The sequence below is a fragment of the Streptomyces sp. NPDC005794 genome (genome assembly GCF_042871445.1).
Classification (GTDB): Bacteria; Actinomycetota; Actinomycetes; order Streptomycetales; family Streptomycetaceae; genus Streptomyces.
On sequence record NZ_JBIAIN010000021.1, the window covers coordinates 1 to 26,118 of the forward strand.

Below are 26,118 nucleotides of genomic sequence, written 5' to 3' on the forward strand. Positions count from 1 at the left end.
TACCTCACGCCCCACGAGACCCGATTGCGCTACCAACAGGGCCAGACCCTCGCGGCGTAACAACATCGTGTTCAAGATCACGGGGAAACTTCACGGCTCCGCTGGGGTATGCGCACCCGTCTGACGTGCGGGAGACGTGGCGGCCCGCCGAGGACCGGAAGCAGCACCGGTGGGCCGCGCCGGAGAAGAACCGCTTCGTCCGGGAACGCGGCCGCCGCTGGTTCCTGTGCAGGGCATCGACGCTGGCCGATAGGGTCGTGGTCATGGGGGATGCGACGACTCGCAAGTGCGTTTGGTGCGAGAAGCAGTTCACGCGGCGTTCGTTGTGGCGGGCGAAGCGCTACTGCAAGCGGCGGCACCAATGCACACACTACGGCGCGATACTGGTGGGCTCCCTGTTCTCCTGAACGATCAGGTAGTGCACTGACCGGCCGAGCAAGCGCAGAGCGCACCAGCGGGCTCCCGCGATACCTGTGGGGCACGTAGCGGGCACGATGACGATGAAGACGGGCTCCACGGGGGAGACAGCACCCGTCTGAGCTGCGGTCCAGCGGTCAGCGGTCGTGATCACCAAAAGGTCTTGAATACCGTCGTGGCAGCGATGTGACCGTGGGTTCAAATCCCACACCCACCGCAGGTGAACGGCCCCTGACCAGCTGAATCGGTCGGGGGCCGTACTCATGGTGAGGCAGCGGTTCACCCCATCCACACCCCTGCCGGCGCAGCGGAACGCGCGTCAAGGGCTGTTCCGCCGCGGGGTGGTCAGGCGTGCGGCCGAGGCGATCGCGGCGCGTGCCTCCTGTTCGGTGAGGCCCGTGCCGATCGCCGCGTCGGTGAGGGCGTCCGCGAGAGCGTCGCCGAAGCCGTGTTCGTACGCGCGGCAAGCTGCCCAGAACAGACGGGTGTTGCGCTGTCCCTCGTGTGCGTCGCGTACGAACTGGACCAGGCCCTGCCCCTGGCGGGCGGGGGCGGCCCGGCCGGTGGGGTGGTGGGGGCGCGGTGGGGGCGTGAGCAGGCGCAGGAGGGCGCGGGGGCAGGGGGCCGGTGTCAGGTGGGCCGTGCCGGGCGCCAGCCGGTATCTGCCGTGGGCCGTGACGGAGCCGGGTCCGACCAGGTAGCCGCCCGCTCCGCGTACGTCGATGCCAGGGGCGAGGCGGCCTGCGGAGTTGGGCACGGAGACGCCGGAGGGGCCCGTCAGCCAGAGGTGCCGGCCGCCGCTGGGCGTGAGCACCGTGACGGTGGCCGGGATGGTGAACAGGTGCTGGAGGGCCAGGTGCTGGAGCGCCGCGACGGAGTCGTTGCCGTAGGTGGGGTCGATGTCGAGGTCGATGCCGATGAGGTGGTGCGGCGGCCGTCCGCAGGCGATGCCGTATCCGGTGGCCCTGGGCGCCGCGGCGAAGAGCGCGCGGACGGTGGCCGGGTCCGTGGTGGCGTCGTGGACCCCGTGGCCGGGCAGTCCGCAGGCGCCCCGGCACCGCACGGGCGGGTCCTCGTCGCGGTGCGGTGAGCGGAGGGCGGGGAGCTTGGTGGCGGACAGCGGGAAGACGGGGAGCCCGCGCTCGGCGGCGGAGAGCGCGTGGGCCAGGGCCAGGGTGGCGGTCTGCTGGGCGGTGGTGGCCATGGAGCCATTTTCGTACAAGCGTTCGAAGAAGGGAAGGGGGTCGGGGGTGCTCGACGCGGAACGTTTTTCCTCGTACGGGAGGTTTATCAGGTGTTATTCATACGTGCGAGGGAATCGCGCGGCATGGGCGGTTCGCCAGGAGTGCGGTGGGCAGTTTTGCTTCCGCGACGTCGTGACCAGCACCGAGGCGGTCGGCCAACTGCTTCGGAACCAGCCGTATCAAGCCGTATCTTCGGTTCCTGGAGGAAATTGACATGGCACGTATCCGTACCGCTCGCGCCCTCGCCGTCGTCGCCGCTCTGCCTCTCACCGCCGTCTTGTTCGGAGGGGTCGCGACGGCCGACAACGGTTCGTTCGCGAACGACGGATCGAACGCGGCGGTGGCGACCATCGGGTCCGGCGGTGTCGGGGGGAACAACTCCGGCAACTCGTCCACGTCCCAGCAGCAGGCCGTCGGCTTCGGCGCCTCCAACCACAGCAACTCGGCCCAGGTGAACGGATCGGCCTTCACGGTGATCGACCAGTCCACGGACATCGTCGCGGTGACCTTCACGCCGCTCTGGTGAGCTGAGCGGGGCGGGCCCGTGCGGCGGCGGTCACACCGTCGGCGCACGGGCCGCTTCGGTTCGGTGGCGGGGTGCCCCCCGGGGTGAGGACCCTGAGGTGGGTGGACCCCTTCTCCACCTTCAGGAGGTGGAGCCCGCCCGACCCCTACAACCTGAGGCGGACGCGGCTTCGGGACCTGGGGCCGATCCCCTCGCCCGCGCCCGCTCCTAGCGTGGAGTCATGACCACGCCAGTCTGCACCCGCGCCTCCAGGGCGGCCGCTGCCTCCGCCGGACACCGCCGTTATCCGTCGTTCTCGTCGTACGTGCGGGCCCGGGGCCCCGTGCTGCTGCGGACCGCACGGTCCCTCACAGCGAACCCGAGCGACGCCGAGGACCTGCTGCAGACCGCCCTCACCAAGACGTACGTGGCCTGGGAGCGGATCGAGGACCACCGCGCGCTCGACGGATACGTCCGCCGCGCCCTGGTGAACACCCGCACCTCGCAGTGGCGCAAGCGCAAGGTCGACGAGTTCGCCTGCGAGGAGCTGCCCGAGAAGGAGGCCGCGCCCGCGCCGGACCCGGCCGAGCAGCAGACCCTGCACGACGCCATGTGGCGCGCCGTGCTCAAACTCCCGGACCGCCAGCGGGCCATGGTCGTCCTGAGGTACTACGAGGACCTCAGCGAGGCCCAGACGGCCGAGGTGCTGGGCGTGTCCGTCGGTACGGTCAAGAGTGCCGTGTCGCGGGCCCTGGGGAAGCTCCGCGAGGATCCGGAGCTCAGCCCGGTCCGGTGACCGGCAGGCGTTCCGCCGCCGCCTTCGCGCGGCCCTCCCGCGCCGGCTCCGCAGCGCGGTTCCGATGGCCGACACCGATTCGTACTCCCGGGAGTAGTGACATACCGCTCGGTATGTGAGCAGAATCAGCGCACCCTTACTGCCGCGTAGCGCCCACCGGGAGGACGCCGTGCTCAGCACCATGCAGGACGTACCGCTGACTGTGACCCGCATCCTGACCCATGGGATGACCATCCACGGGACGTCGCAGGTGACGACCTGGACAGGTGCCCCGGAGCCGCACCGGCGCAGTTTCGCCGACATCGGCAGGCGCGCCGCGCAACTGGCGCATGCTCTGCGCGACGAGCTGGGTGTCGAGGGCGACCAGCGTGTCGCCACCCTGATGTGGAACAACGCCGAGCACGTCGAGGCGTATCTGGCGATCCCCTCGATGGGCGCCGTCCTGCACACGCTCAACCTGCGGCTTCCCGCAGAACAGCTGATCTGGATCGTCGGCCACGCCGACGACAAGGTCGTCCTCGTCAACGGTTCGCTGCTGCCGCTGCTCGCACCGCTGCTCCCCCGTCTGCCCTCCCTCGAGCACGTGGTGGTGTCCGGCCCCGGTGACCGCTCCGTACTCGACGGCGCCGTGCCCCGGGTGCACGAGTACGAGGAGCTGATCGCGGACCGGCCCAGCACGTACGCCTGGCCCGAGCTGGACGAACGCCAGGCGGCCGCCATGTGCTACACCTCCGGCACCACGGGTGACCCCAAGGGCGTCGTCTACTCCCACCGCTCCATCTACCTGCACTCCATGCAGGTCAACATGGCCGAGTCGATGGGGCTGACCGACAAGGACACGACCCTGGTGGTCGTGCCGCAGTTCCACGTGAACGCGTGGGGGCTGCCCCACGCGACGTTCATGACCGGCGTCAACATGCTCATGCCCGACCGCTTCCTGCAGCCGGCTCCGCTCGCCGACATGATCGAGCAGGAGCGGCCCTCGCACGCCGCGGCCGTTCCCACCATCTGGCAGGGGCTGCTGGCCGAGGTCACCGCGAAGCCGCGCGACCTCTCCTCCATGGCCCGCGTCACGATCGGCGGCGCCGCGTGTCCGCCGTCCCTGATGGAGGCGTACGACAAGCTCGGCGTCCGCCTCTGCCACGCCTGGGGCATGACGGAGACGTCGCCGCTCGGCACCATGTCCAACCCGCCGGCCGGACTGACCGAAGAGCAGGAGTGGCCGTACCGCGTCTCCCAGGGCCGCTTCCCGGCCGGCGTCGAGGCGCGTCTGACCGGTCCTGGAGGCGAACACCTGCCGTGGGACGGCGAGTCGGCGGGCGAGCTGGAGGTCCGCGGCCCGTGGATCGCGGGTGCGTACTACGGTGGCGCCGATGGCGAGGGCCTGCGGCCCGAGGACAAGTTCAGCGAGGACGGCTGGCTGAAGACCGGCGACGTCGGCGTGATCAGCGACGAGGGCTACCTCACGCTGACCGACCGGGCCAAGGACGTCATCAAGTCCGGTGGCGAGTGGATCTCCAGCGTCGATCTGGAGAACGCGATCATGGCCCACCCGGATGTGGCCGAGGCCGCGGTCGTGGCCGTCCCCGACGAGAAGTGGGGCGAACGCCCTCTGGCGACCGTCGTCCTCAAGGAGGGAGCCACCGCCGACTACGCGGCGCTGAGGACCTTCCTCGCCCAGTCCGTGGCCAGGTGGCAGCTGCCCGAGCGCTGGGCGATCGTGCCGGCGGTGCCGAAGACGAGCGTGGGCAAGTTCGACAAGAAGGTGATCCGCAGGCAGTACGCCGACGGCGAGCTGGACATCACGCACCTCTGAGCCGGGCCACGGCCTACGACGAGGGCGGTACGGATGCTTCCGTACCGCCCTCGTGTGTTCTGTGCCGCCCACGTCGTAGGCGCCCCTATGACGTCCGGGCGTCAGTTCGTCCCTATCTTCGCCAGCAGATCCACGATCCGGGCCTGCACCTCGTCGCTCGTGGAGCGCTCGGCGAGGAAGAGCACCGTCTCGCCGGAGGCGAGCCTCGGAAGGTCCGCCTCCTCCATGCCTGTCGAGGTGTAGACGACCAGCGGTGTGTGGTTCAGCGAGCCGTTCGCGCGGAGCCAGTCGATGATCCCGGCACGCCGACGGCGTACCTGCATCAGGTCCATCACCACCAGATTGGGCCGCACTCGCGTGGCGAGGTCGACCGCCTCGCTGTCGCCCGACGCCCGCGCTACCTGCATGCCGCGCCGCTCCAGCGTGTCCGTCAGCGCCAGCGCGATCTCCTCGTGCTCATCGATCACCAGGACCCTCGGCGGATGCTGGTCGCTGTCGCGCGGGGCGAGCGCCTTGAGGAGGACGGCCGGGTCGGCACCGTACGCCGCTTCCCTGGTCGCCTGCCCCAGACCGGCCGTCACCAGCACCGGGACCTCGGCCGCCACGGCCGCCTGGCGCAGCGACTGCAGCGCCGTACGGGTGATCGGCCCGGTCAGCGGGTCGACGAACAGCGCGGCGGGGAACGCCGCGATCTGGGCGTCGACCTCCTCGCGGGAGTGCACGATCACCGGGCGGTAGCCGCGGTCGCTGAGGGCCTGCTGGGTCGACACGTCCGGGGCCGGCCAGACGAGCAGCCGGCGCGGGTTGTCCAGCGGCTCCGGGGGCAGCTCGTCGTCGACGGGCTGCGGCTGCGGGCGGTTGGCCACCTCGACGGCGCCACCGGGGCCGTCCAGCGGCTCCGGGCCCTCGGCACCCTCGTCGGGGGCCCCTATCGCGTACGAACGCCCCTCGGACGCCGGCGGGGACAGCAGCTGACCGGAGCCTGACCCCTGCACGGTGCTTCCCTGGGCGGGGCCGGGCTGCGGCGGAACAGGGGCCGGGGAGGGCTGCGGCGGCACGGGAGCCATGCCGGGCGGCGCCGGCCGCTCGGCCTCGGGCGGGGCGGCGAGCTTACGGCGCCGACCGGCACCGCCGAGCGTCTGGTTCTGCTGATGCGCGAGGTGCTGCGCGAAGGGCACGCCCTGACCCAGCGTCCGCACGCTGAACGCCCGGCCCTGGGTCGAATCCGAGGACTCCGGCATGGGTGCCTCGGCGGGCAGCGGCTGACGCCGCGCGTCCGGGACGGGGGCCGGTACGTCGCTGTCGGCCGGATGCGGATCCGGTGCGGGCGCCGGGGGCTCCTGAGCCGGTGCGGCGACGGTGCCCGTGGCGTGCGTGGTGCCGCCCTGGCCCGCCCAGGACTCGTCGCCGCCTGCCGGGCCCATGTCGTCCTCGGGCGCCGGGACGGCCGGACCCTCCACGGGGGTGCCGCTCTGTGCCCAGTCGGGCTGCGGAGGGACGGCGGGAAGCGGCTGCCCGGGTACGGGATGGCCCGGCCGGACCTGGGGCTCCGGCGTCTCGGCGGACCGCGCCCTCCGGCGGCCGGACGGCAGGGGGTGCGGCTGCGGCGGGGTGTGGTCCGCGTCCGGCGACGCGCGTACGGCGTCGTGGCGCTCGGGCAGCGGCCCCTCCCCTGCCGGGGAGGGCTGCACACCGGAGGGGGCCGGGACCGGCCGGGGCGCGGTCGGGGCCGGAAGCGGCTGCGCGGCGGCGGCCGCCGGTGCGGCGGCGGACGGCGGTGCTACGACAGGCGAGCCCGGAGCCGTCGGAGGGATCCGGTCCGCCGCGGCGGGCGGCAGCGCGAAGGCCGTACGAGGCCCCGTGGGCTCGGCCGCGGCGGCGCGTTCCTGCGCCGCGGCGAGGGCCCGGCGGGCCCGTCGCCCTCCGGGCTGCTGTGCGGACTGTGCCTGCTGTGCCGACTGCTCCGGCCGCGGCTGCTCCTGCGGCCCACGGGCCTCGGACGAGGCGAGGGCGGGCAGCGCGGGCCGGCTGGCGCCGCCCTGGCGCCCGGAGGCGTTATGCGGCACGCCCTGGGGCGGCACCGTCTGCCCGCGCTGCGGGCGGCCGCCACCTCCCTGCGCGCCCTCGGCCGCCGTGACCACCGACCCCTCCGAGGGAGCGGCGGGCGCGGCGGGGAGCGCCAGCGCCTGCCGGGGCTGCTCCGGCGGAGTCTCCCTGCCCGTCTCCGCCGGGCTGGGCCGGCCGCGCCTGCGACCGGATCCCTCACCCCGCTGAGGCAGGGTCATGTCCTGTTCCTGCGGCTGTTCCTGGGCATCCGTGGACGCGCGGCGCGCCCTGCGCCGGCCGGTCGGCTCCGCGGCCGCGGTGTCACCGGACTCCGGAGCGGCCTCTGCCGCGTCGAGGGGGCTGTCCAGGAACGCGTCCGTCGACCCCCTGCGCGCCCGCCGCCGGCCGCCCTGCGTGGGCGGGGAGGGGGGCTCGGGTACGGACGCGGGGGCGGCGGCTTCCTCGGGAACCGGGAGCGGCGCGGGCGCGACGGTCCCGGCGCCCGTGCCGAGCGGCACCTCCAAAACGTACGCGCTGCCGCTCATCCCGGGCATCTCGTGCGTCTGCAGCACACCTCCGTGCGCGTGCACGATCCCGCGCACGATCGGCACATGCACCGGGTCACCTCCGGCGAACGGCCCGCGTACCTCGATGCGTACGACGTCACCGCGCTGCGCCGCGGCCACGACGACCGTGGAGTCGACGTAACCGCCGCCCGGAACCGTCCGGGCCTTGCCGGTCGAGTCGACACCGGCCACGTCGGCGACGAGATGGGCGAGCGCCGTGATCAGCCGGCCCGCGTCGACCTCGGCCTCGATCGGCGGTGCGTGCACCGCGAACTGCGCACGTCCCGGACCGATCAGCTCGACCGCGCCGTCGATGCCCGCGGTCACCACGGAGTCGAGCAGCACCGGCTGCTTGACGAGCTCCTCGGTGCCGTTGTCCAGGCGCTGGTAGCTCAACACGTTGTCGACGAGCGTCGTCATGCGCGCATAGCCCGCGGCGAGGTGGTGCAGGATCTGGTTGGCCTCGGGCCAGAGCTGGCCGGCCGGGTCGGCGGCGAGAGCCGAGAGTTCGCCCCGCAGTTCCTCCAGCGGCCCGCGCAGGGACTCACCCAGCACGGCGGTCAGCTGGGTGTGCCGCGCGTCGAGGCCGGTGAGGCGCTCGGCCTGCTCCTCCAGCTCGGAGGCGTACCGCTCGGTCCGGTCGGCGGTCTCGGCCGCGTGCCGTTCGGTGAGCTCGGCGACTTCGGTCCGGTGACTCGCGGTGAGCTCGGCGATCTCGGCCGCGTGCCGTTCGGTCAGGCCGGAGACCTCTTCGGTGTGCTGCTCGGCCAGTTCGTCGTAGGGCCTGCGGTCGGTGAACGTCATGACGGCACCGACCAGCTGGTCCCCGTCGCGCACCGGGGCGGTCGTCAGGTCCACCGGTACCTGGGCACCGCTCTTGGACCACAGCACCTGCCCGCGTACCCGGTGCTTGCGGCCGGACCTGAGGGTGTCGGCGAGCGGTGACTCCGCGTACGGGAACGGGTCGCCCTCCGCGCGCGAGTGCAGGATCAGCGGGTGGAGTTCCTGGCCTCCGAGGTCGCTGGCACGGAAGCCGAGGATCTGTGCGGCGGCGGGGTTGACCAGGACGACCCGGCCGTCCGTGTCCGTGCCGACGACGCCCTCGGAGGCGGCCCGCAGGATCATCTCGGTCTGGCGCTGCGAACGGGCCAGCTCGGCCTCGGTGTCGACGGTGCCGGAGAGATCCCGTACGACGAGCATGAGCAGCTCGTCGCCGGTGTAGCTGGAGTTGATGTCGTTGTAGCCCGCCTGGCCGCTGTCCAGGGACGCGCTGGTGACCTCGACGGGGTACTCGGTGCCGTCGGTCCGGCGCGCGGTCATCCGCGTCGGCTTGGTCCTGCCCTGCTCGTCCGCAGCGTCCGGCCTGCGCATCGACCCCGGGATCAGCCTGGAGTCGAACCCGGGAAGCAGATCGAGCAGTCCGCGTCCCACGAGCGCGGTGCCCGGGGTCTCGAACATTTCGAGGGCGATGGTGTTGGCGTTGACGACCGTGCCGTTGCAGTTGACGAGCAGGAGCCCGTCCGGGAGGGCGTCGAGTATGGCTGCGAGGCGAGCAGCGCCTCGGGATGGCCTGCTGCTCACGAGACGCTTCCTCCCTGAATACCGCACCTTGCCGACAGCGGGCCCCATCCTGCCCCTCGGGCCTCAGGCTGTCACTGGAGGAGTCTAAAGGCAGGGAGCGCGTGGCGGGCGGCGGATGAGGGGGAGCTCTCACCAAGGTTCTGTGCACACGGTGTACGCCGGTGGTCCATGTCGTGACCATGCGCGCCCCCTCTGACGTGCACCGATGTGTCCCGGTGTCGGTCCGGGGGCCGCCCGAAGTGCCCCTGAAAGACGGCGCGCAGGCCTCTGGGAGGTGGCCTGCGCGCGCCCCGGTGCACGCCGTTCGGCCCGGCCGAAGTCCCGGCGCACGCCCCGCCGAACCGGTTACGGAGTGAGGGGGCGCGCACCCTGCCGAACCGGCTACCGCGCGGAGGGAAGCACCGGCACGAGGTTGTTCCAGCGCGAGATCTCGCAGCCGTTGGCCCGGCTGAACCGGGCGTCGACGACCTCTCCCTGCCAGGTGCCCTGCACCCGGGCGGCGGCCGGCCCACCTGCCTGCTGGGTGCACATGGCGTTCCGGTCCGTGGCCACGAAGGGGTTGCCCCCCGACTCCGCGGCCGCGTCCAGCAGGTCGCAGGCGCGCTGCGCGGAGGGGTGACTGCCACCCGCCGGGCCGCACTTCAGTTCGTAGATCCCGTCGGCCGTCGGATTGCCGGACTCCGAGACCGTCACGGTGAGCCGGGTCTCCGTGTCCTGCACCGTCGGCCAGTTCCCCTGGAGCACGGGGAGCGGAGGCAGCGGCACGAGAGGGGACACGGCCGTGGCGGCGGGCACGGCGGCGGACAGCGCGGCGAGGGACGCGACGGCGGTGAGGGTGAGACGGCGCAGCATGCGGGGCTCCTGTTGTTCTGGCGCGCGGGGAGCGCGCCGGTCTGCTCCGGTACGCGCGCCGCGTTGACGACGAGCGCCGGGCACATGGGGTGACGGACGGAGGGCGGAGCCCTCTTCCTCTCTAACGCTCCTTGCGCCCGTACGTTGCGCAACTCATGGGGGGCCGATCGGAAGAGCCGACCGGCACGGATAACCGGAACACTCGCCGCAGGGCGCTTTGCTCAGCGGCCCACCTGCCTAGTACCGTGAGCGGCGATTGGTGACAGCACGCTCGACTGTGTCATCATCTGCACGCACCACCCGCGCTTGCGTGGGGTGTGCTGGAGGCGTCGCCTAGTCCGGTCTATGGCGCCGCACTGCTAATGCGGTTTGGGTCTTAAAGCCCATCGAGGGTTCAAATCCCTCCGCCTCCGCAAGATCACGAAGCCCCGTGCCCCAGGCACGGGGCTTCGGTCGTATCCAGCTTCCGAAAACCGGCCTCAGAGCGATGTTTCCGCAGCTCGGAGGCGGTTTGGGTAACGGATTTCGCGTCACGGCGCAGGTCATGTAATGTTGTTCTCGCAACGCCGACCGGGCAGAAAAGTCCGGGAAGCGGAACCGAGGCTCACGCCGAGGACACGCACTCGTAGCTTAACGGATAGAGCATCTGACTACGGATCAGAAGGTTGCAGGTTCGAATCCTGCCGAGTGCACAGCAGGCCGGAGGCCCTCAGGAGAAATCCTGAGGGTCTCCGCTTTTGCGTGGACGGCGGTCCCTGCCGGCCGGGTCAGGCCGACGCCTTGGTGGCCGAGGTGGTTCGGGCTCCGGCCTGTACGACGCGGCGGCGGCGGGGCGGCATTCCGAGCGTCGGGTTGGCGACGCCCCAGGCCGCGCCCTTGCAGACCAGTTCCTTGTAGAGGGCGGCGAGCCGTCCGGTCAGGGCCGCGCGGACGGCGCGGTCGTCGGCGGTGACGTACTGGATCAGGCCTTCCCTGCGGCCGAGCGAGATGCACTGGTTGAAGTAGCGGATCGGGGCGCTCGGGAGCTTCCCGCCGGTCAGTCGTGCCGCGATGGCGTCGGCGCTCTGCCACGCGGAGGGGACGCCCGAGGCGCACGACATCCGCAGCGGCTTGTCGCCGGGGCCCATCACCATGGCCGCGTCGCCGACGGCGTACACGTCCGGGTGCGAGACCGAGCGCATGGTCCCGTCGACCACGATCCGGCCCGTTCCGGTGACCTCCAGAGTGGTGGCCTTGGCGATCGGGTGGACCGCGAAGCCGGTGGTCCACACGGTGACCGCGGCCGGGACGGTCCCACCGCCGGCGGTGGTGACGCGGTCGGCCTCGACGCCGGTGACGGCGGTGTGCTCGTGCACGGTGATCCCCAGCGCGTCGCAGACCTTCCGCAGGTGCCGGCGGCCTTTCGGTGAAAGCCAGTCGCCGAGTCCGCCTCGGGCGACGAGTGCGACGTCGAGGTCCGGGCGGGACTCCGCGATCTCGGTCGCGGCCTCCAGGCCGGTGAGGCCGCCGCCCACGACGACCACGGGCTGTCCGGCGTCCAGTCCGGCCAGGCGTTCGCGCAGCCGGAGCGCTCCCGAGCGGCCGGCGATCTCGTGGGCATGTTCGGCGGTGCCGGGAACACCTTGGGGGTTCCAGCCGCTGCCGAGGGCGTACACGAGGCTGTCGTACGCCAGCTCCTCGGCGCCGTTCGCGTCGAGGACCGTGACGGTCCTGCGGTCGACGTCGACGCCGGTGGCCTTCCCGATCCGCAGGTCGACGCCGGTACCCGCGAACATCCTGCTGAGGGGCCGGAGTCCGAGGTCCTGACCGGTGGCGAGCTGGTGCAACCGGACACGCTCCACGAAGTCGTGCTCGGTGTTGACGAGGGTGATGGCGACGTCCTCGCGGTGCAGTCGCCTGGCGAGGCGGCCGGCGGCGATGGCTCCGGTGTATCCGGCCCCGAGGACGATGATGCGGTGCTTCATTTCCCTGCTCCTGTCTCGCGCGGGTTCGCCCCTTGAACCGGGCAGCCCGCCGTTTCCTGACAGGGTCCTGATATGAAGCACCTCACAACGGGGTCAGAAGGCGTGGAACAGGGGCTCCCCGTGGTCGGTGGCCGCCCACCGCCGGGTCGCGCGTTCGAGCTTGTCGGGGTTGGCCTGGTTGCGGAACGCGGCGATGCCCCCGGCGGTGACCTCCGGGCACATGACGCCGATGACCCTGCCGTCGAGGACCACCACGACGGCAGGGGCGCCGTTGGCGGTCGTGGAGTAGACCTCGGGTGAGCCGCCGACGAGGGCGCGCTTGGCCTTGCTGGGCTTGAACAGGCCCCGCATGAACGTCGCCACCGCCAGGGCGCCCTCGAAGGCCTTGGTGCGGGCCGGGACCTTGCCGCCGCCGTCGCCGATCGCGACGGCGTCCTGGGTGAGCAGCCGCACGAGCGGTTCGGTGCGGCCACTGGTGGCGGCGTCGAGGAACTCCTCGACGATCCGCCGGGCAGCGGCCTCGTCGATCTCGGTGCGGGCCTTGCCGTCCGCGAGGTGCTTCTTGGCGCGGTGGAAGATCTGCTGGCCGGCGGCCTCGGTGATGTCGAGGATCTCCGCGATCCTCCGGTGCGGGTAGTCGAAGGCCTCCCGCAGCACGTACACCGCCCGCTCGTTGGGGGTGAGGCGCTCCATGAGGGCGAGGACCGCGTACGAGACCGATTCGCGCTGCTCCGCGGTGTCGGCCGGGCCGAGCATCGGGTCCCCGGCGAGCAGCGGCTCGGGCAGCCACTGGCCCACGTAGGTCTCGCGCCGGGCCCTGGCCGAGGTGAGCTGGTTGAGGCACAGGTTGGTGAGGACCTTCGTCAGCCAGGCCTCGGGGACCTCGATGCGGTCGATGTCGGCGGCCTGCCAGCGCAGGAACGTGTCCTGCACGGCGTCCTCCGCATCGCTCGCGGAGCCGAGCATGCGGTAGGCGATGGCCTCCAGCCGGGGCATGGAGGCCTCGAACCGGTCCATGTGGTCCGCCGTCAGAGCCATGGCCCGGATCCTAGCGCCGAGCCTCCGTCAGCGTGCGTAGGAACCGAGGCCGATCAGGCAGTACACGTACTCGTTGAGGGTCGCCCCGTTGAGGGTGTAGCGGTACGAGAAGGCGTACTGCGTACTGGAGTTGGATGCGCACCTGCTCATGTCCGACGTGGCGGGGATCGTCTCGATGACCTGGTAGTGGGCGTCGGAGGCCGAGCAGGAGACCTCGTCGACGTCGCTGACCTCCTGTGCGGTCGTGGAATCCGGCAGTGTCCCGTTGAGGCAGGTGCCGGACTCGTACGGCTCGGGCTCCTCGGTCTCCGTGTCGTACGGATCCTCGGTGTAGGGATCTTCGGTGTAGGAGTCGTCGGTGTACGGGTCGTCGGCCGCTTCGGGCTCCTCCGTGACCTCCGTGTCCCCGGTTTCCGCGGCGGTGGGGTCTTCGGCGTACGGGTCCTCCGAGTACGGGCCGTCGGTGGAGGACTCGTAGGCCGAGGCGCCGGGTGAGGCGGTGGATGAGCCGCTGTCGTCGTCGATCGAGTGGACCAGCATCGCGGCGAGCACGAACGCGGTCACGACTCCGAACACCGCCAGCCACTTGACGCCGTTCGACGGCCCGGAGACCCGGATGCGCAGGAGCACCTCCCGGCCGTCGATCCGGGCCCGGACGAGGTCGCCGTCCGTGGAGGGCGGGATGCGGACGCGGGCGGCACCGGTCGGCAGGGGCACGGTGACGATGGCGCCGTCGGCGGCCTGCCGCGACGTGAGCGAGAGGGGGAGCTCCGTTGAGGACACGGTTCAGCGTGGACCGCTGGAACGCTGTAATGGAGCCTTTTTCTAGAATTTCACTCTAGAAACCCACCGGTTCTACGCTGGCGGGCGAGGCGGACCACGGGGGTCCGCCCGTATCCCACAGGTGAGTCGAGAGGGGACGGCATGAGCGGCTGGCGGTGCACCGGTCTGCGCTGGCCCCACGGAGAACCCGTGCTCGGATGGGCACGGAGCGACGGGACCGGGCGGGGGCGGGCGAGTGTCCTGGCGTACGGGAAGGAGCTCGGGTTCCGCGCCGAGGGGGAGCGGCACTGTGTGGGCGCGCGCGGCAATCCGTGCCCGGTCGGGGCCCTGGTGCCGGCACGGAGCACGGGGGCGCGGTGCGCGGAGTGCGCACGGCTGGACCGGGCGCACTCGGTGGCCGCCGACACGATCGCCGACGACCCGCGGACGTACCGCGTCTATCTGGCCTGGTTCGGGCCGGGCATGGTCAAGGTCGGGATCACCGGGGAGGCGCGGGACGCCGCACGGCTGCGGGAACAGGGGGCCGTGGTGTTCAGCTGGCTGGGGCGCGGGCCGCTGATGGCCGCGCGGCGCACGGAGGAGCTGCTGCGTTCGGCGCTCGGGGTGCCGGACCGGATCCCGTACGCGCGCAAGCGTGCCGTGCGCGACGAGCTGCCGGGAGCGGTGGAGCGGGCGGCCGAGATCGAGGGGCTGTACCGGCGGGCCGTGGCGCTGGCGGGTGCCGGATGGCCGGAGGCGCTGGAGCGGCTGCCGTTCGAGGCGGTCGACCACGCCGGGGTGTTCGGGCTCGGCGGCGCGGGCCGGGTCGCGCGGGTGGTGACCGGGCTGGTGGGCGGCGGCGTGGTGGCCGGGCGGCTGGTGGCGGCGGCCGGGCCCGATCTGCATCTGGAGACCGTGGGCGGCGAGGTCGTCGTGCTGGACACGCGGCTCGTCACCGGCTGGGACCTGGTGGGCGCGGACGCGCGGGCGGGGCTGAGCGTGCCGGTCGTGGCCGTGGGGGCCGGTGGCGTGCAGGACGGGCTGTTCTGAGTTCATCGCCGAACGATCCGCTGCTGGAACCCGTGTGGGGGCTGCTGGCGGAGGCCGGGGTCCCGGTGGTGACGCACTGCGGGGTCAGGGCCGGCGCCCGGCGCGTACACGGGTCCCGGGCCGATCGGCCGCCTGCTGTCGCGCCACCCCCGGCTGAAGCTGGTGGTGGCGCACAGGGGGATGCCGGAGTACGCGGAGTTCCTGGCGCCGGCGGCGGCGTACCCCGGGGTGCGGCTCGACACGACCACGGCGTTCACGGACTTCACGGAGGACCTCACGCCGTTCCCGGTCGCGGAGCGCGGGCGCCTCGCCGATCTGGGGGACAGGATCCTGCTCGGCACGGACGTCCCGAACATTCCGTACCCGTACGCCCATCAGCTGCACGCCCTGGAGCGGCTGGGGCTGGGTGACGCGTGGCTGCGGGCTGTCTGCCTCGGGAACGCGAGCGAGCTGTTCCGTCAGGGGGTGACGGTCCGCCGACGTTTCTCAGGGAATTCACAGGTAGGGGAAAGGTCGTTCTCACGGCCGTCTCACAGGCTTGAGCCATGACGACGACCTTGCCCCAGGGGCGTACAGAACTGCTCAGGCCCGACCACAGCCCCGTCCGCGTCCTGGTCGTGGACGACGAGGCTCCGCTTGCCGAGCTGCTCTCCATGGCCCTGCGCTACGAGGGGTGGGAGGTGCGCAGCGCCGGCGACGGTGCGGGCGCCGTCCGTACGGCGCGTGACTTCCGCCCCGACGCGGTGATCCTCGATGTGATGCTCCCCGACATGGACGGGCTGGCCGTACTGGGCCGGCTGCGGCGTGAGATTTCCGACGTGCCGGTGCTGTTCCTGACCGCGCGGGACGCGGTGGAGGACCGCATCGCCGGTCTCACGGCGGGTGGCGACGACTACGTCACCAAGCCCTTCAGCCTGGAGGAGGTGGTGGCGCGGCTGCGCGGGCTGATCCGCCGCTCCGGTACGGCAGCGGTCCGCAGCGAGTCGACGCTCGTCGTGGGCGACCTGGTGCTGGACGAGGACAGCCACGAGGTGAGCCGGGGCGACACCTCGATCCACCTCACGGCGACCGAGTTCGAGCTGCTGCGCTTCCTGATGCGCAATCCGCGCCGGGTGCTCAGCAAGGCACAGATCCTCGACCGGGTCTGGAACTACGACTTCGGCGGCCAGGCCAACGTGGTCGAGCTGTACATCTCCTACCTGCGCAAGAAGATCGACGCGGGGCGCACCCCGATGATCCACACCCGGCGCGGGGCGGGATATCTCATCAAGCCCGGCGACTGACGTCCATGAGCAGGAGGAACGGCGCACGCCGGCCACTGACGCTGCGGACCCGGCTCGTCGTGTACGCGGTCACGCTCATCGCGGTCGTCGCCGCCGTGATCGGTTCGGTCACCGCGATCGCCTTCCAGAGCTACATGTACGGGAAGCTGGACAGCCAGCTGCACGACATCACCAGGCTGGCCGAGGCGCGTCCGCCGGGGGGCGGCACGATCCTTCCGGGCGGCCCGGGGAGTGATCCGCTGGGCTTCGTCGGCAGGGGCGGCCCCGACACGGTCGGCGCGGTGGTCGCCGACGGTTCCGTCACCGTCTCCAAGGTGATGAACGGTCCGGATGCCCCGCAGAGCACCGAGGAGCTGACCGACGCGCAGGAGGACGCCCTCGAAGCCTCGGGGGTGACCCCGGACGGCGACCCCCATGACGTCGAACTCCCCGGCCTCGGCAGCTACCGCGTGCAGGTCGTCCCGTCGAGTGACGGTACGTCCGTCCTGGTCGGCATCCCCACGGCCGAGGTGGACAAGGCCGTCACCACCCTCATCCTCGTCGAGGTCTGCGTCACCGGTGCCGGGCTCATCGCCGCCGGGATCGCCGGTGCCGCCATGGTCGGCGTCGCCCTGCGCCCGCTGCACCGGGTGGCGGCCACCGCGACCCGGGTCTCCGAACTCCCGCTGCACAGCGGAGAGGTCGCCCTGTTCGAACGGGTCCCGGATGCCGAGGCGGATCCGCGTACCGAGGTCGGCCAGGTCGGTGCGGCTCTCAACAGGATGCTGGGCCACGTCGGTTCGGCCCTGGACGCACGGCAGAAGAGCGAGACGCGGGTACGGCAGTTCGTCGCGGACGCCAGCCACGAGCTGCGCACCCCGCTCGCCTCCATCCGTGGGTACGCCGAACTGACCCGGCGCGGAAGGGAGAACACCGGGCCCGACACCCGGCACGCCCTGGGGCGGATCGAGTCCGAGGCGGAGCGGATGACGGGCATGGTCGAGGACCTGCTCCTCCTGGCACGTCTCGACGCCGGACGACCGCTCTCGTACGAGAGCACCGATCTCTCGCCGCTCGTCATCGACGCGGTGAGCGACGCCCGTGTCGCGGACCGCGCCCCCGACGGTGCGCCGGGCGCCACCCGTCACTGGCGGCTGGAACTGCCCGAGGCGCCGGCGACGGTGCTCGCCGATCCGACGCGGATCCAGCAGGTGCTGGTCAATCTGCTCGCGAACGCCCGCGCGCACACCCCGCCGGGGACCACCGTCACGGTCCGGGTGCGCCAGGCGAGCAGGCAGCTGCCCTGGGTGATCCTGGAGGTCCAGGACAACGGGCCCGGCATCCCGGCGGAGCTGCGGCCCCGTGTCTTCGAACGGTTCGCGCGCGGCGACGCGTCGCGCTCCCGGCACGCCGGGTCGACGGGGCTCGGCCTCGCCATCGTGCAGGCCGTCGTGGCCGCGCACGGCGGGCAGGCCGAGGTGCGGTCGGTGCCGGGCGACACGGTCTTCGCCGTGCGTCTGCCGGCGGACGCGGCGTACGCGGGAGACGGGGAGAACGTCCCCGGAAGCACTCTCCCGGCCGGTACGGACCACACCCCCTACGCCCCCGTGACGCACTCACAGGCGCACCACAGGCTCAGCACACGGATGTGACAGGGGGGTTGAGGAGTGTCGGTGTCATGCGAACCGACACTCCTTGGAGCACCCTTCCGGCCCGGGAACACCTCCTGGCCGCAGAGGTCGGCGCTCCCGTACCCGTACCCGTGCTCGACGTGGTGGTCCCCGTGTACAACGAGGAGAAGGACCTCGAAACGTGTGTGCTGCGCCTGCACGAGCACCTGGCGCGGACGTTCCCCTACGGCTTCCGGATCACCGTCGCGGACAACGCGAGCACCGACCGTACGCCCCAGGTGGCGGCCCAGCTCGCGGCCGTGATCCCGGAGGTCAGGTCGTACCGGCTGGAGGAGAAGGGCCGGGGGCGGGCTCTGCGGACCGTCTGGTCCCGTTCGGACTCCCCGGTCCTCGCCTACATGGACGTGGACCTCTCGACCGACCTCAACGCCCTGCTGCCGCTGGTCGCCCCGCTGATCTCCGGCCACTCCGACCTGGCCATCGGCTCGCGCCTGGCCCGCAGTTCGCGGGTGGTGCGGGGATCGAAGCGGGAGTTCGTCTCGCGGGCCTACAACCTGATCCTGCGCTCCTCGCTGTCCGCCAGGTTCAGCGACGCCCAGTGCGGCTTCAAGGCCATACGGGGTGAGGTCGCGCAGCGGCTGCTGCCGATGGTCGAGGACACCGGCTGGTTCTTCGACACCGAGATGCTGGTGCTCGCCGAGCGGGCCGGGCTGCGCATCCACGAGGTGCCGGTCGACTGGGTCGACGACCCCGACTCCACGGTGCACATCGTGAAGACCGCGACCGATGACCTCAAGGGGGTCTGGCGGGTGGGCAGGGCCCTGGCCACCGGCGCCCTGCCGCTGGACCGGCTGGCACGCCCCTTCGGCGACGACCCGCGCGACCGGGCCGTGCCCGGGGTGCCCGGCGGACTCGCCAGGCAACTGGTCGGCTTCTGTGTCGTGGGCGTGCTCTCCACCCTCGTCTACCTCGCCCTGTACTCCCTCTTCCGGCTGGGTGCCGGCCCGCAGTCCGCCAACGCGGCGGCCCTCCTCGTATCCGCCGTCGCCAACACGGCGGCGAACCGGAGGCTCACCTTCGGAGTACGCGGCCGGGGCGGCGCCGTGCGCCACCAGGCACAGGGGCTCGTCGTCTTCGCGATCGGGCTGGCCCTCACCAGCGGCTCGCTCGCCGCCCTGGGCACGTCCGGAGACGCGTCGCACGGCACCGAACTCGCCGTGCTGATCGCCAACCTCGCGGCGACGGTGCTGCGGTTCCTGCTCCTCCGTGCCTGGGTCTTCCCCGACCGGCGCACCGCCCACCAGGACGCCCGCAAGGGTTCCGCACACGAACTGAGGAACGTCCGATGACCGCCGCCACCCACTCCGACCACGTCCCGGCCCCGCCCGGCGCCCCAGGGGCCTCCGCGCACGCCGGGGGCGGCCGGGAACCGCTGACACGGCGCATCCGCCGGGGCAGGCCCGAGGACCCGCGCTGGGCGAGGCCCGCCTTCCTCGCGATGCTGCTGGTCATCGCGCTCGCCTACCTGTGGAATCTGAGCGCTTCCGGTTACGCCAACTCCTTCTACTCCGCTGCCGTACAGGCCGGCAGCCAGAGCTGGAAGGCCTTCTTCTTCGGCTCGCTGGACTCCGCGAACGCCATCACCGTCGACAAGCCCCCGGCCACGCTCTGGCCGATGGCCCTGTCGGTGCGGGTCTTCGGCCTGAGCTCCTGGGCGATCCTCGTGCCCCAGGTGCTGATGGGGGTCGCCACGGCCGGTGTCCTCCACGCCGCCGTGCGCCGCCGCTTCGGCGCCGCCGCCGGGCTGATCACCATGGCGGTCTTCGCGCTGACACCGGTCGCCGCGCTGATGTTCCGCTTCAACAACCCGGACGCCCTGCTCGCGCTCCTGATGACCGTCACCGTCTCCTGCGTGCTGCGCGCCCTGGAGGGCGGCCGGACGAAGTGGCTGGTCTGGGCGGGCGTCGCGGTGGGTCTCGCGTTCCTGTCGAAGACCCTGCAGGCCTTCCTGATCCTTCCGCCGCTGGCCGTGCTGTACGCGGTGTTCGCACCGGTGTCCGTGCGGAAGCGGTTCGGCCAGCTCGGCCTGGCGGCGCTGACGACGGTCGTCTCCGGTGGCTGGTGGGTGGCCGTCGTCGAGCTGTGGCCCGCCTCCTCGCGCCCGTACATCGGCGGCTCGCAGAACAACTCCTTCCTGGAACTCACCTTCGGCTACAACGGACTCGGCCGGATCAACGGCGAGGAGACCGGCAGCGTCGGTGGCGGTGGCGGTGGCGGTCAGGGGGGCGGCTGGGGCGAGACCGGCATCGGCCGGATGTTCAACTCCGAGACAGGCAGCCAGATCTCGTGGCTGCTGCCCGCCGCGCTGATCCTGCTGGTCGCGGGCATCTGGCTGACCTGGCGGGCGAAGCGGACCGACGCGGCCCGCGCGGCGTTCCTCGCCTGGGGCGGTTCCCTGCTGATGACGGCCGTCGTCTTCAGCTTCATGGCCGGCATCTTCCACCAGTACTACACGGTCGCCCTCGCGCCCTGCATCGCGGCGCTGGTCGGCATGGGTGCCACCGCCCTCTGGGAGGAACGGGCCAGGTGGTGGGCGGGCGCCGCGCTCGGCGTGACCGTCGCGGCGACGGCCGTCTGGTCGTACGTCCTGCTGGGGCGCACGCCGGACTACTTCCCGTGGCTGCGCTGGGCCGTCCTGATCGGCGGCCTGGTCGCCGCGGTGGGCCTGCTGCTCGCCGCACGGCTGGGGCGCGCGCTGGCGCTCGGCGTGGTGGGCCTGGGCCTCGCGGCGTCGCTGGCCGGGCCGGCGGCGTACACGATCAGCACGCTGAACACCGGGCACCAGGGTTCGATCGTCACGGCGGGCCCGTCGGGCGCGAGCATGGGCGGACCCGGCGGCGGCCGGGGCGGTGGCCCAGGCGGTGGTGAGGGCGGCGGTCCCGGCGGCGGTATGCGGCCCCCCGGCCAGGGCACGCAGCAGGGCGGCGGCCGGGCAGCGGGCAACGCACCCGGCAACGCGCAGGCCGGCGGCTTCCCGGGCGGCGGGACACCGGGTCAGACCCGGCAGGGCCAGGCTCCCGGCGGTCAGCAGGGCGGCATGCCCGGTGGTGGCGCGGGCGAAGGCGGCGCGGGCGGTGGTGGCGGCATGGGCGGTCTGCTCAACGGAGCCTCCGTCGACTCCGGGGCCGAGACGCTCCTGAAGCAGGACGCCGACGCCTACACATGGGCCGCCGCGGCCATCGGTTCGCAGAACGCCGCGAGTTACCAGCTCGCCACCGGTGACCCGGTGATGGCGATCGGCGGATTCAACGGCAGCGACCCGTCCCCGACGCTCGCCCGGTTCAGGAGGTACGTGGAGGACGGAAAGATCCACTACTTCATCTCGGGTGGCATGGGCGGCGGCATGGGCGGGGAGGGTGCCTCGTCCCAGATCTCGGCGTGGGTGACGGAGAACTTCAAGGAGGTCACGGCGGGAAGCGCGACCTTCTACGACCTCACCCAGCCGAAGAGCTAGGGCGCCGGAGCGGCGGAAGAGGGCGGTGGCCCCGGAGCGAGGACTCCGGGGCCACCGCCCTGTCGTGCTTCGCGGCTCTGCGCGCTTATGCGTTGTACGGCGTACAGGAAGTGCTCTACGGTGTACAGGAACACCTCCCGTACACCGTAGAAGTGCAAGTGGATCAGGAGTCCGCATGACAGCTACCGTCACCGAGCCGAACGACCGCACGCCCCGGAACGGTCATGCGCGGCGCTGGCTGATCCTCGGAGTCATCTGCCTCGCCCAGCTCACCGTGCTGCTCGACAACACCGTCCTGAACGTCGCGATCCCCTCGCTCACCGCGGATCTCCACGCCTCCACCGCCGATGTGCAGTGGATGATCAACGCCTACGCACTCGTCCAGGCGGGACTGGTGCTCACCGCGGGCAGTTCAGCCGACCGCTACGGCCGCAAGAAGATGCTGGTCGCGGGCCTCTCCCTGTTCGGCGTCGGCTCACTGGCGGCCGGGCTCGCGCAGTCCTCCGGACAGCTGATCGCCGCCCGGGCGGGGATGGGCGTGGGGGGTGCGCTGCTGATGACGACCACCCTCGCGGTCGTGGTGCAGATCTTCGACGAGACCGAACGCGTCAAGGCGATCGGCATCTGGTCCACCGTCAGCTCCCTGGGCTTCGCCGCCGGTCCGCTCCTCGGCGGGGCGATGCTCGACCACTTCTGGTGGGGGGCGATCTTCCTGATCAACATCCCCGTGGCGGTGCTGGGCCTGATCGCCGTCGTCCGGCTCGTCCCGGAGTCCAGGAACCCCCGCGGCGACCGCCCCGACCTGGTCGGGGCGCTCCTCTCCACCCTGGGCATGGGGGCCGTCGTGTACGCGATCATCTCCGGCCCCGAGCACGGCTGGGGCTCGGTGCAGGTCCTGCTGACCGGTCTCGCCGGGGTCGCGGTGCTCACCGGGTTCGTCCGGTGGGAGCTCCATGTCCCGTATCCCATGCTGGACATGCGCCTCTTCCGCAACCAGCGGTTCACGGGCGCGGTCGCGGGGGTGGTCCTCGTCGCCTTCGGAATGACGGGCTCGCTCTTCCTGCTCACCCAGCACCTGCAGTTCGTCCTCGGCTACGAGCCGCTCGAGGCCGGGCTGCGCACGGCCCCGCTCGCCCTCACCGTCGTCGCACTCAACCTCACGGGGCTCGGCGCCAGGCTCGTCGCGAAGGCGGGGACACCCGTCGCCATCGCCACCGGGATGTGTCTGCTGGCGGCCGGGCTCGGGACGATCGCGCTGCTGGGCGGGCGGGACTACAACGGCATGCTGCTCGGCCTGGTCGTCATGGGCGCGGGCGTCGCGTTGGCCATGCCCGCGATGGCCAACGCGATCATGAGCGCCATCCCGCCGGAGAAGGCGGGCGTGGGGGCCGGTGTGAACGGCACGCTCGCCGAGTTCGGCAACGGCCTCGGGGTCGCCGTCCTCGGTGCCGTACTCAACTCCCGCTTCGCCGCGCTCGTACCGGGGGTCGCGGGGGTGGCCTCGCTGCCCGCCGTGCTCGCCGCCGAGGACGGGGCGGCGGACCGCGAGCGCGTCATGGACGCCTTCGCCTCGGGTCTGGAGACGAGCCAACTGGTCGGCGCGGTCGCGGTCCTGGCCGGCGGGCTGCTGGCCGCGGCCCTGCTGAGGAGGGCCGAGCGTACGGAAGCGGACTGAGAACCGCAGGTGGCGGGCATAGCATCGGACGAGGGGTGCCGGTACGCAGGAGTGCCACCGCAAGACAAGGAGTGTGCGCCATGGGGTCCGCGGCAGACCGTGTGAAGAACCCTTCCCGGGTCAGTGTGTGGCTGGACCCCCGGACGCCCTCACGCACCCGTAAGGCGGACCAGCCGGCCGGCCTCGACCGGGACAGGATCACGGCGGCGAGTGTCCGGCTGCTCGACGCCGACGGCCTGGCGAAGTTCTCCATGCGCCGCCTCGCCGCCGAGCTGGATGTCACGGCGATGTCCCTGTACTGGTACGTCGACACCAAGGACGACCTGCTGGAACTCGCCCTGGACACCGTCTTCGGCGAGATCCCGGCCACGCCGGAGGACGCCGGCTGGCACGACCGGATGCGCGAACTGGCCACCAGCTACCGGAAGATGTTCGTCCGCCATCCCTGGGTGTCGGCGCTCATCGGCAGCTTCCTGAACATCGGCCCGCACGCGATGCTGTTCTCGTACGCCGTCCAGGACGTCGTCCGGGCCACCGGGCTGCCACCGGAGCGACAGACGGGCGCGATGGCGGTGGTCTTCCAGTTCGTCTACGGGTTCGGCACCACCGAGGGGCACTTCGTGCAGCGCACGGTGGAGGCCGGGCTCACCCAGGACGAGTACGTCGAGCGGGCGATGGGCACGATCCGCGCGGACCCGGAGCTCCACCGGGCCATGCGGCCCTCGGAGAGCCTGATGGAGGCCCGTGGCGGGGGGACGGTGGAGGAGATGCGCGAGCGGGACTTCACGTTCGCCCTGGACCTCCTGATCGCGGGCATCGAGGCGACATGCGAACGCGCGGCGCGCCACCCGTAGACCGCGTGCGCCGGTGCCCGGGGCCTGCGGGCCGTCAGTAGCCGCGACGGGTGTCCACGGCCAGCGCGGGCGTACGCCCCTCGGCGACCGCCTGCCAGCAGGACTCGAAGTCGGAGACGACGTCCTCGTCGGCCGTGATGCCGGCCGAGTGCGACGTGATCACCGTGCGCGGCAGCCGCCAGGCCCGGTCAGCGGGACCGGCGGGCTCGTCCGGCAGCACGTCGAGTACGGCCCGGCGCACCGAGCCGCCGTGCAGCGCGGTCTCCAGCGCGGCCATGTCCACGGTCGCGCCCCGGCCCACGTTGACGAAGGTGGCGCCCCGCATCGCGGAGAACCGGGCGTCGTCGAAGAAGTGCTCCGTGGCGCCGGTCAGGGGCAGGGTGGACACCACCCACCGGGCCTCCGCCAGCGCCGCCCTCTCCGCCTCCGAGCCGGCCGGGACCACCCGGTCGAAGCCCTCCGGGACGGCACGGGGACTGCGGCCCACGCCCACCGTGCGCACGGAACAGGCCCGCAGCAGGCCGGCGACCGCGGAGCCGACGCGCCCTGTGCCGTGGACGACGGCGGTCTGTCCGGCGGCGAGTTCGGACGGGAGGCGGCGCCACTCGGACCTGGAGTGCTGTGCGGCGTGCTCCGGGACGGACTGGCACTCGGCGAGGATCCAGGTCAGCGTGTACTGGGCGATCCGCTCGCCCATCCGCCCCACGGTCCGCGTCAGCAGGGCCCCTTCGGGCCAGGGCCCGGCGGCCAGCAGCGCGTCCGTACCCGCGTTGACGCTGTGGAACCACAGCAGCCGTGGGGTCCGCAGCTCTTCGGGCAGCGTGTCGCCCACGTACACGAAGGGGCGATCGGGCGGTGCGAGGGCGTCCGGCGGTCCGGCCGGGCGCCCGGTGATCCGTTCCAGCTCATGGACCACGGCCGGGCTCACGGACGGGGAGGTCAGCAGTCGGGCCCGCGCGAGCGGATCCGGGTGGGGCGGCGTCATCGGTACGGTCAGCTGCCGCCGGCCAGGTACGCGGGGAATCCGCCGGTGGCCACCGGGCTCCAGCGCTCCGGGGTGATCCGGATGAGGGACTTCCCCTGCTTGATCATCGCCGCGCGGTACTCGTCCCAGTCCGGGTGCTCACCGGAGATGTTGCGGAAGTACTCGACGAGGGGCTCGACCGAATCCGGTGAGTCGATCACCTCGGCCGAGCCGTCGACCTGGACCCAGGGGCCGTTCCAGTCGTCCGACAGGACGATCACGCTGACGCGCTCGTCCCGCTTGGCGTTACGGGTCTTGGCCCGTTCGGGGTAGGTCGAGACGACGATCCGTCCCGCGTCGTCTACGCCGCAGGTGAGCGGGGAGCCCTGGGGGCGGCCGTCGGCCCGGGTGGTCAGCAGGATCGCCCGGTGCCGGGGCCGCACGAAGTCCAGCAGCTCCGCGCGTTCCACAGCGGTGTTGGTCGCGATGTTGGGTGCCATACGGTCCAGACTAGGGCGTTTTTCGGAAGGAGCGCTGTCCGCCCGCAGGCCAGGCGGGACCTTCGAAACACGCACCGGACCCGCCCCGCGGTCCTATCCCTGGACGGAATCGCCCTGGACGGCCTGGATGTCGAGCTCCACCCGCAGGGTCGTGCCGATCGCGGAGATGCCCGCCTGCAGCACCTGGTTGTAGTTCATGGCGAAGTCGTCGCGACGCAGCTCCGCGGTGGCGTGGAAGGCCGCCCGCACCCCGCCCCACGGGTCGGGCCCGGTGCCCAGGTAGCTGAGGTCGAGGTCGACGTCCCGCGCGATGCCGTGCATCGTGAGCAGGCCGTGCACCGTCCAGCGGTCGGGTCCGGCCGGGGTCATCGCACGGGAACGATAGGTGAGCTCCGGGAACGTCTCCACGTCCAGGAAGTCCGCCGAGCGCAGGTGCTTGTCCCGCATGGCGTTGCCCGTGTCGATGCTGGTGGAGGCGATGAAGGCCTCCACCCGGGAGCGCTGGACGTCTTCGGCGATCTCGATACGGCCGCCGAAGTCGGTGAACCGGCCGTGCACGCTGGAGATCCCCAGGTGCTGGGCGACCGCGGCCACCGAGGAGTGCACCGGGTCCAGCGACCAGGTGCCCGGAGGCGGCAGTTCCACGCCGCCCTGCCGGGCCAGCACCACGGTCCCGGCCTCGACCCTCCCGCTGGCCGTGACGAGTGCGGTGGACGCCGCGGGGGCGTAACCCACCGCCGTGACGATCACCGTGTACGCGCCGGCCTGCAGGAGGTCCTCGGTGCGGACTGCCCCGTTCTCGTCGGCGGCGGCGCGGAGCACCTGGGTGCCCGTCATGTCGGTCACCGTCACGATCGCGTGCTGGACGGCCCAGCCGTCCCGCGTGCGTACCTGTGCGCGAAGTCCCATCCCTTGTTCTCTCCTTGCTCAAAATCACTCGTAAGCAGCGACTCGATGAGTCGGGGCCCCGGGGGGGGGGGGGGGGGGGGGCGCCCGCCCCCCCCCCCCCCCCCCCCCCCCCCGGCAGCCCCCCCCCCCCCCCCCCCCCCCCCCCCCCAACAACCCACCCCCCCCCCCCCCC

19 protein-coding genes, 2 tRNA genes and 1 pseudogene are annotated in these 26,118 nt (G+C 72.2%); 13 read left to right on the forward strand and 9 right to left on the reverse strand.

Annotated elements, in window-relative coordinates:
- Window positions 1-736: 736 nt before the first annotated feature.
- Window positions 737-1,621, reverse strand: a complete 885-nt coding sequence (locus ACFYQ5_RS28610; protein ID WP_389201685.1) for a bifunctional DNA primase/polymerase — start codon at window positions 1,619-1,621, stop codon at window positions 737-739.
- A 254-nt stretch (window positions 1,622-1,875) separates the two neighbouring features.
- On the opposite strand from ACFYQ5_RS28610, the gene ACFYQ5_RS28615 reads away from it, so the two are divergent.
- The 3 genes from ACFYQ5_RS28615 (at window position 1,876) to ACFYQ5_RS28625 (ending at window position 4,778) form a co-directional block, all read left to right on the forward strand.
- Window positions 1,876-2,187 carry a hypothetical protein gene (locus ACFYQ5_RS28615; RefSeq protein WP_389201687.1) on the forward strand — a complete coding sequence of 104 codons (312 nt, stop codon included), beginning with the start codon at window positions 1,876-1,878 and terminating at the stop codon, window positions 2,185-2,187.
- Window positions 2,188-2,407: 220 nt separating this feature from the next.
- Entirely contained in the window at window positions 2,408-2,962 is a 555-nt protein-coding gene (locus tag ACFYQ5_RS28620) for a SigE family RNA polymerase sigma factor (RefSeq protein WP_389201688.1), read from the forward strand.
- 169 nt (window positions 2,963-3,131) lie between these two features.
- The gene (locus tag ACFYQ5_RS28625) at window positions 3,132-4,778 is read left to right on the forward strand and encodes a long-chain fatty acid--CoA ligase (protein ID WP_389201689.1); all 1,647 of its coding nucleotides are present in this window, start codon (window positions 3,132-3,134) and stop codon (window positions 4,776-4,778) included.
- 101 nt (window positions 4,779-4,879) lie between these two features.
- Here the strand turns inward: ACFYQ5_RS28625 and ACFYQ5_RS28630 are convergent, their stop codons facing one another.
- Window positions 4,880-8,971 (reverse strand): PAS domain-containing protein, encoded by a 4,092-nt coding sequence (locus ACFYQ5_RS28630; RefSeq protein ID WP_389201691.1) that lies wholly within the window; start codon window positions 8,969-8,971, stop codon window positions 4,880-4,882.
- Window positions 8,972-9,352: 381 nt separating this feature from the next.
- Window positions 9,353-9,823, reverse strand: coding sequence for an SSI family serine proteinase inhibitor (locus ACFYQ5_RS28635; protein ID WP_389201692.1), 471 nt, complete (start codon window positions 9,821-9,823; stop codon window positions 9,353-9,355).
- A gap of 322 nt (window positions 9,824-10,145) precedes the next feature.
- Here ACFYQ5_RS28635 and ACFYQ5_RS28640 point away from each other — a divergent pair.
- Both ACFYQ5_RS28640 and ACFYQ5_RS28645 read left to right on the forward strand, forming a co-directional pair.
- A tRNA-Ser gene (locus ACFYQ5_RS28640) sits at window positions 10,146-10,236 on the forward strand.
- 206 nt (window positions 10,237-10,442) lie between these two features.
- Window positions 10,443-10,515, forward strand: a tRNA-Arg gene (locus tag ACFYQ5_RS28645).
- Window positions 10,516-10,590: 75 nt separating this feature from the next.
- Here the strand turns inward: ACFYQ5_RS28645 and ACFYQ5_RS28650 are convergent.
- The 3 genes from ACFYQ5_RS28650 to ACFYQ5_RS28660 all read right to left on the reverse strand — a co-directional run bounded on the left by ACFYQ5_RS28650 (window position 10,591) and on the right by ACFYQ5_RS28660 (window position 13,608).
- The gene (locus ACFYQ5_RS28650) at window positions 10,591-11,787 is read right to left on the reverse strand and encodes an NAD(P)/FAD-dependent oxidoreductase (RefSeq protein ID WP_389201695.1); all 1,197 of its coding nucleotides are present in this window, start codon (window positions 11,785-11,787) and stop codon (window positions 10,591-10,593) included.
- A 93-nt stretch (window positions 11,788-11,880) separates the two neighbouring features.
- Complete coding sequence (gene sigJ / locus ACFYQ5_RS28655) at window positions 11,881-12,825, reverse strand: RNA polymerase sigma factor SigJ (protein ID WP_389201697.1); 945 nt, start codon at window positions 12,823-12,825, stop codon at window positions 11,881-11,883.
- A 27-nt stretch (window positions 12,826-12,852) separates the two neighbouring features.
- On the reverse strand, window positions 12,853-13,608 hold the full coding sequence (locus ACFYQ5_RS28660) for a hypothetical protein (RefSeq protein ID WP_389201699.1): 756 nt from the start codon (window positions 13,606-13,608) through the stop codon (window positions 12,853-12,855).
- 141 nt (window positions 13,609-13,749) lie between these two features.
- Between ACFYQ5_RS28660 and ACFYQ5_RS28665 the strand changes: the two genes are divergently transcribed.
- The 8 genes and pseudogenes from ACFYQ5_RS28665 to ACFYQ5_RS28700 all read left to right on the forward strand — a co-directional run bounded on the left by ACFYQ5_RS28665 (window position 13,750) and on the right by ACFYQ5_RS28700 (window position 23,573).
- Window positions 13,750-14,637 carry a DUF2797 domain-containing protein gene (locus ACFYQ5_RS28665; RefSeq protein ID WP_389201700.1) on the forward strand — a complete coding sequence of 296 codons (888 nt, stop codon included), beginning with the start codon at window positions 13,750-13,752 and terminating at the stop codon, window positions 14,635-14,637.
- 8 nt (window positions 14,638-14,645) lie between these two features.
- Window positions 14,646-15,093: pseudogene (locus ACFYQ5_RS28670) on the forward strand (amidohydrolase family protein); the annotation flags it as partial.
- Between the two features lie 89 nt (window positions 15,094-15,182).
- Window positions 15,183-15,920 (forward strand): response regulator transcription factor, encoded by a 738-nt coding sequence (locus tag ACFYQ5_RS28675; protein ID WP_389201701.1) that lies wholly within the window; start codon window positions 15,183-15,185, stop codon window positions 15,918-15,920.
- Between the two features lie 5 nt (window positions 15,921-15,925).
- On the forward strand, window positions 15,926-17,551 hold the full coding sequence (locus ACFYQ5_RS28680) for a sensor histidine kinase (RefSeq protein ID WP_389201702.1): 1,626 nt from the start codon (window positions 15,926-15,928) through the stop codon (window positions 17,549-17,551).
- A 26-nt stretch (window positions 17,552-17,577) separates the two neighbouring features.
- The gene (locus ACFYQ5_RS28685; protein WP_389201703.1) at window positions 17,578-18,879 is read left to right on the forward strand and encodes a glycosyltransferase; all 1,302 of its coding nucleotides are present in this window, start codon (window positions 17,578-17,580) and stop codon (window positions 18,877-18,879) included.
- Window positions 18,876-21,044, forward strand: coding sequence for an ArnT family glycosyltransferase (locus tag ACFYQ5_RS28690; RefSeq protein WP_389201705.1), 2,169 nt, complete (start codon window positions 18,876-18,878; stop codon window positions 21,042-21,044). Before ACFYQ5_RS28685 ends, ACFYQ5_RS28690 begins: the two co-directional genes overlap by 4 nt.
- Window positions 21,045-21,219: 175 nt before the next feature.
- Entirely contained in the window at window positions 21,220-22,719 is a 1,500-nt protein-coding gene (locus tag ACFYQ5_RS28695) for an MFS transporter (RefSeq protein WP_389201707.1), read from the forward strand.
- A gap of 80 nt (window positions 22,720-22,799) precedes the next feature.
- Complete coding sequence (locus ACFYQ5_RS28700; protein WP_389201709.1) at window positions 22,800-23,573, forward strand: TetR/AcrR family transcriptional regulator; 774 nt, start codon at window positions 22,800-22,802, stop codon at window positions 23,571-23,573.
- Between the two features lie 34 nt (window positions 23,574-23,607).
- On the opposite strand, the gene ACFYQ5_RS28705 is transcribed toward ACFYQ5_RS28700, so the two are convergent.
- From ACFYQ5_RS28705 to ACFYQ5_RS28715, 3 genes are all read right to left on the reverse strand, one after another.
- Complete coding sequence (locus ACFYQ5_RS28705) at window positions 23,608-24,558, reverse strand: NAD(P)-dependent oxidoreductase (protein WP_389201710.1); 951 nt, start codon at window positions 24,556-24,558, stop codon at window positions 23,608-23,610.
- Between the two features lie 8 nt (window positions 24,559-24,566).
- Window positions 24,567-25,037: a PPOX class F420-dependent oxidoreductase gene (locus ACFYQ5_RS28710; RefSeq protein WP_389201712.1), complete on the reverse strand. Its 471-nt coding sequence runs from the start codon at window positions 25,035-25,037 to the stop codon at window positions 24,567-24,569.
- A gap of 93 nt (window positions 25,038-25,130) precedes the next feature.
- Window positions 25,131-25,946 (reverse strand): YceI family protein, encoded by an 816-nt coding sequence (locus tag ACFYQ5_RS28715; protein WP_389201714.1) that lies wholly within the window; start codon window positions 25,944-25,946, stop codon window positions 25,131-25,133.
- Window positions 25,947-26,118: the final 172 nt, after the last annotated feature.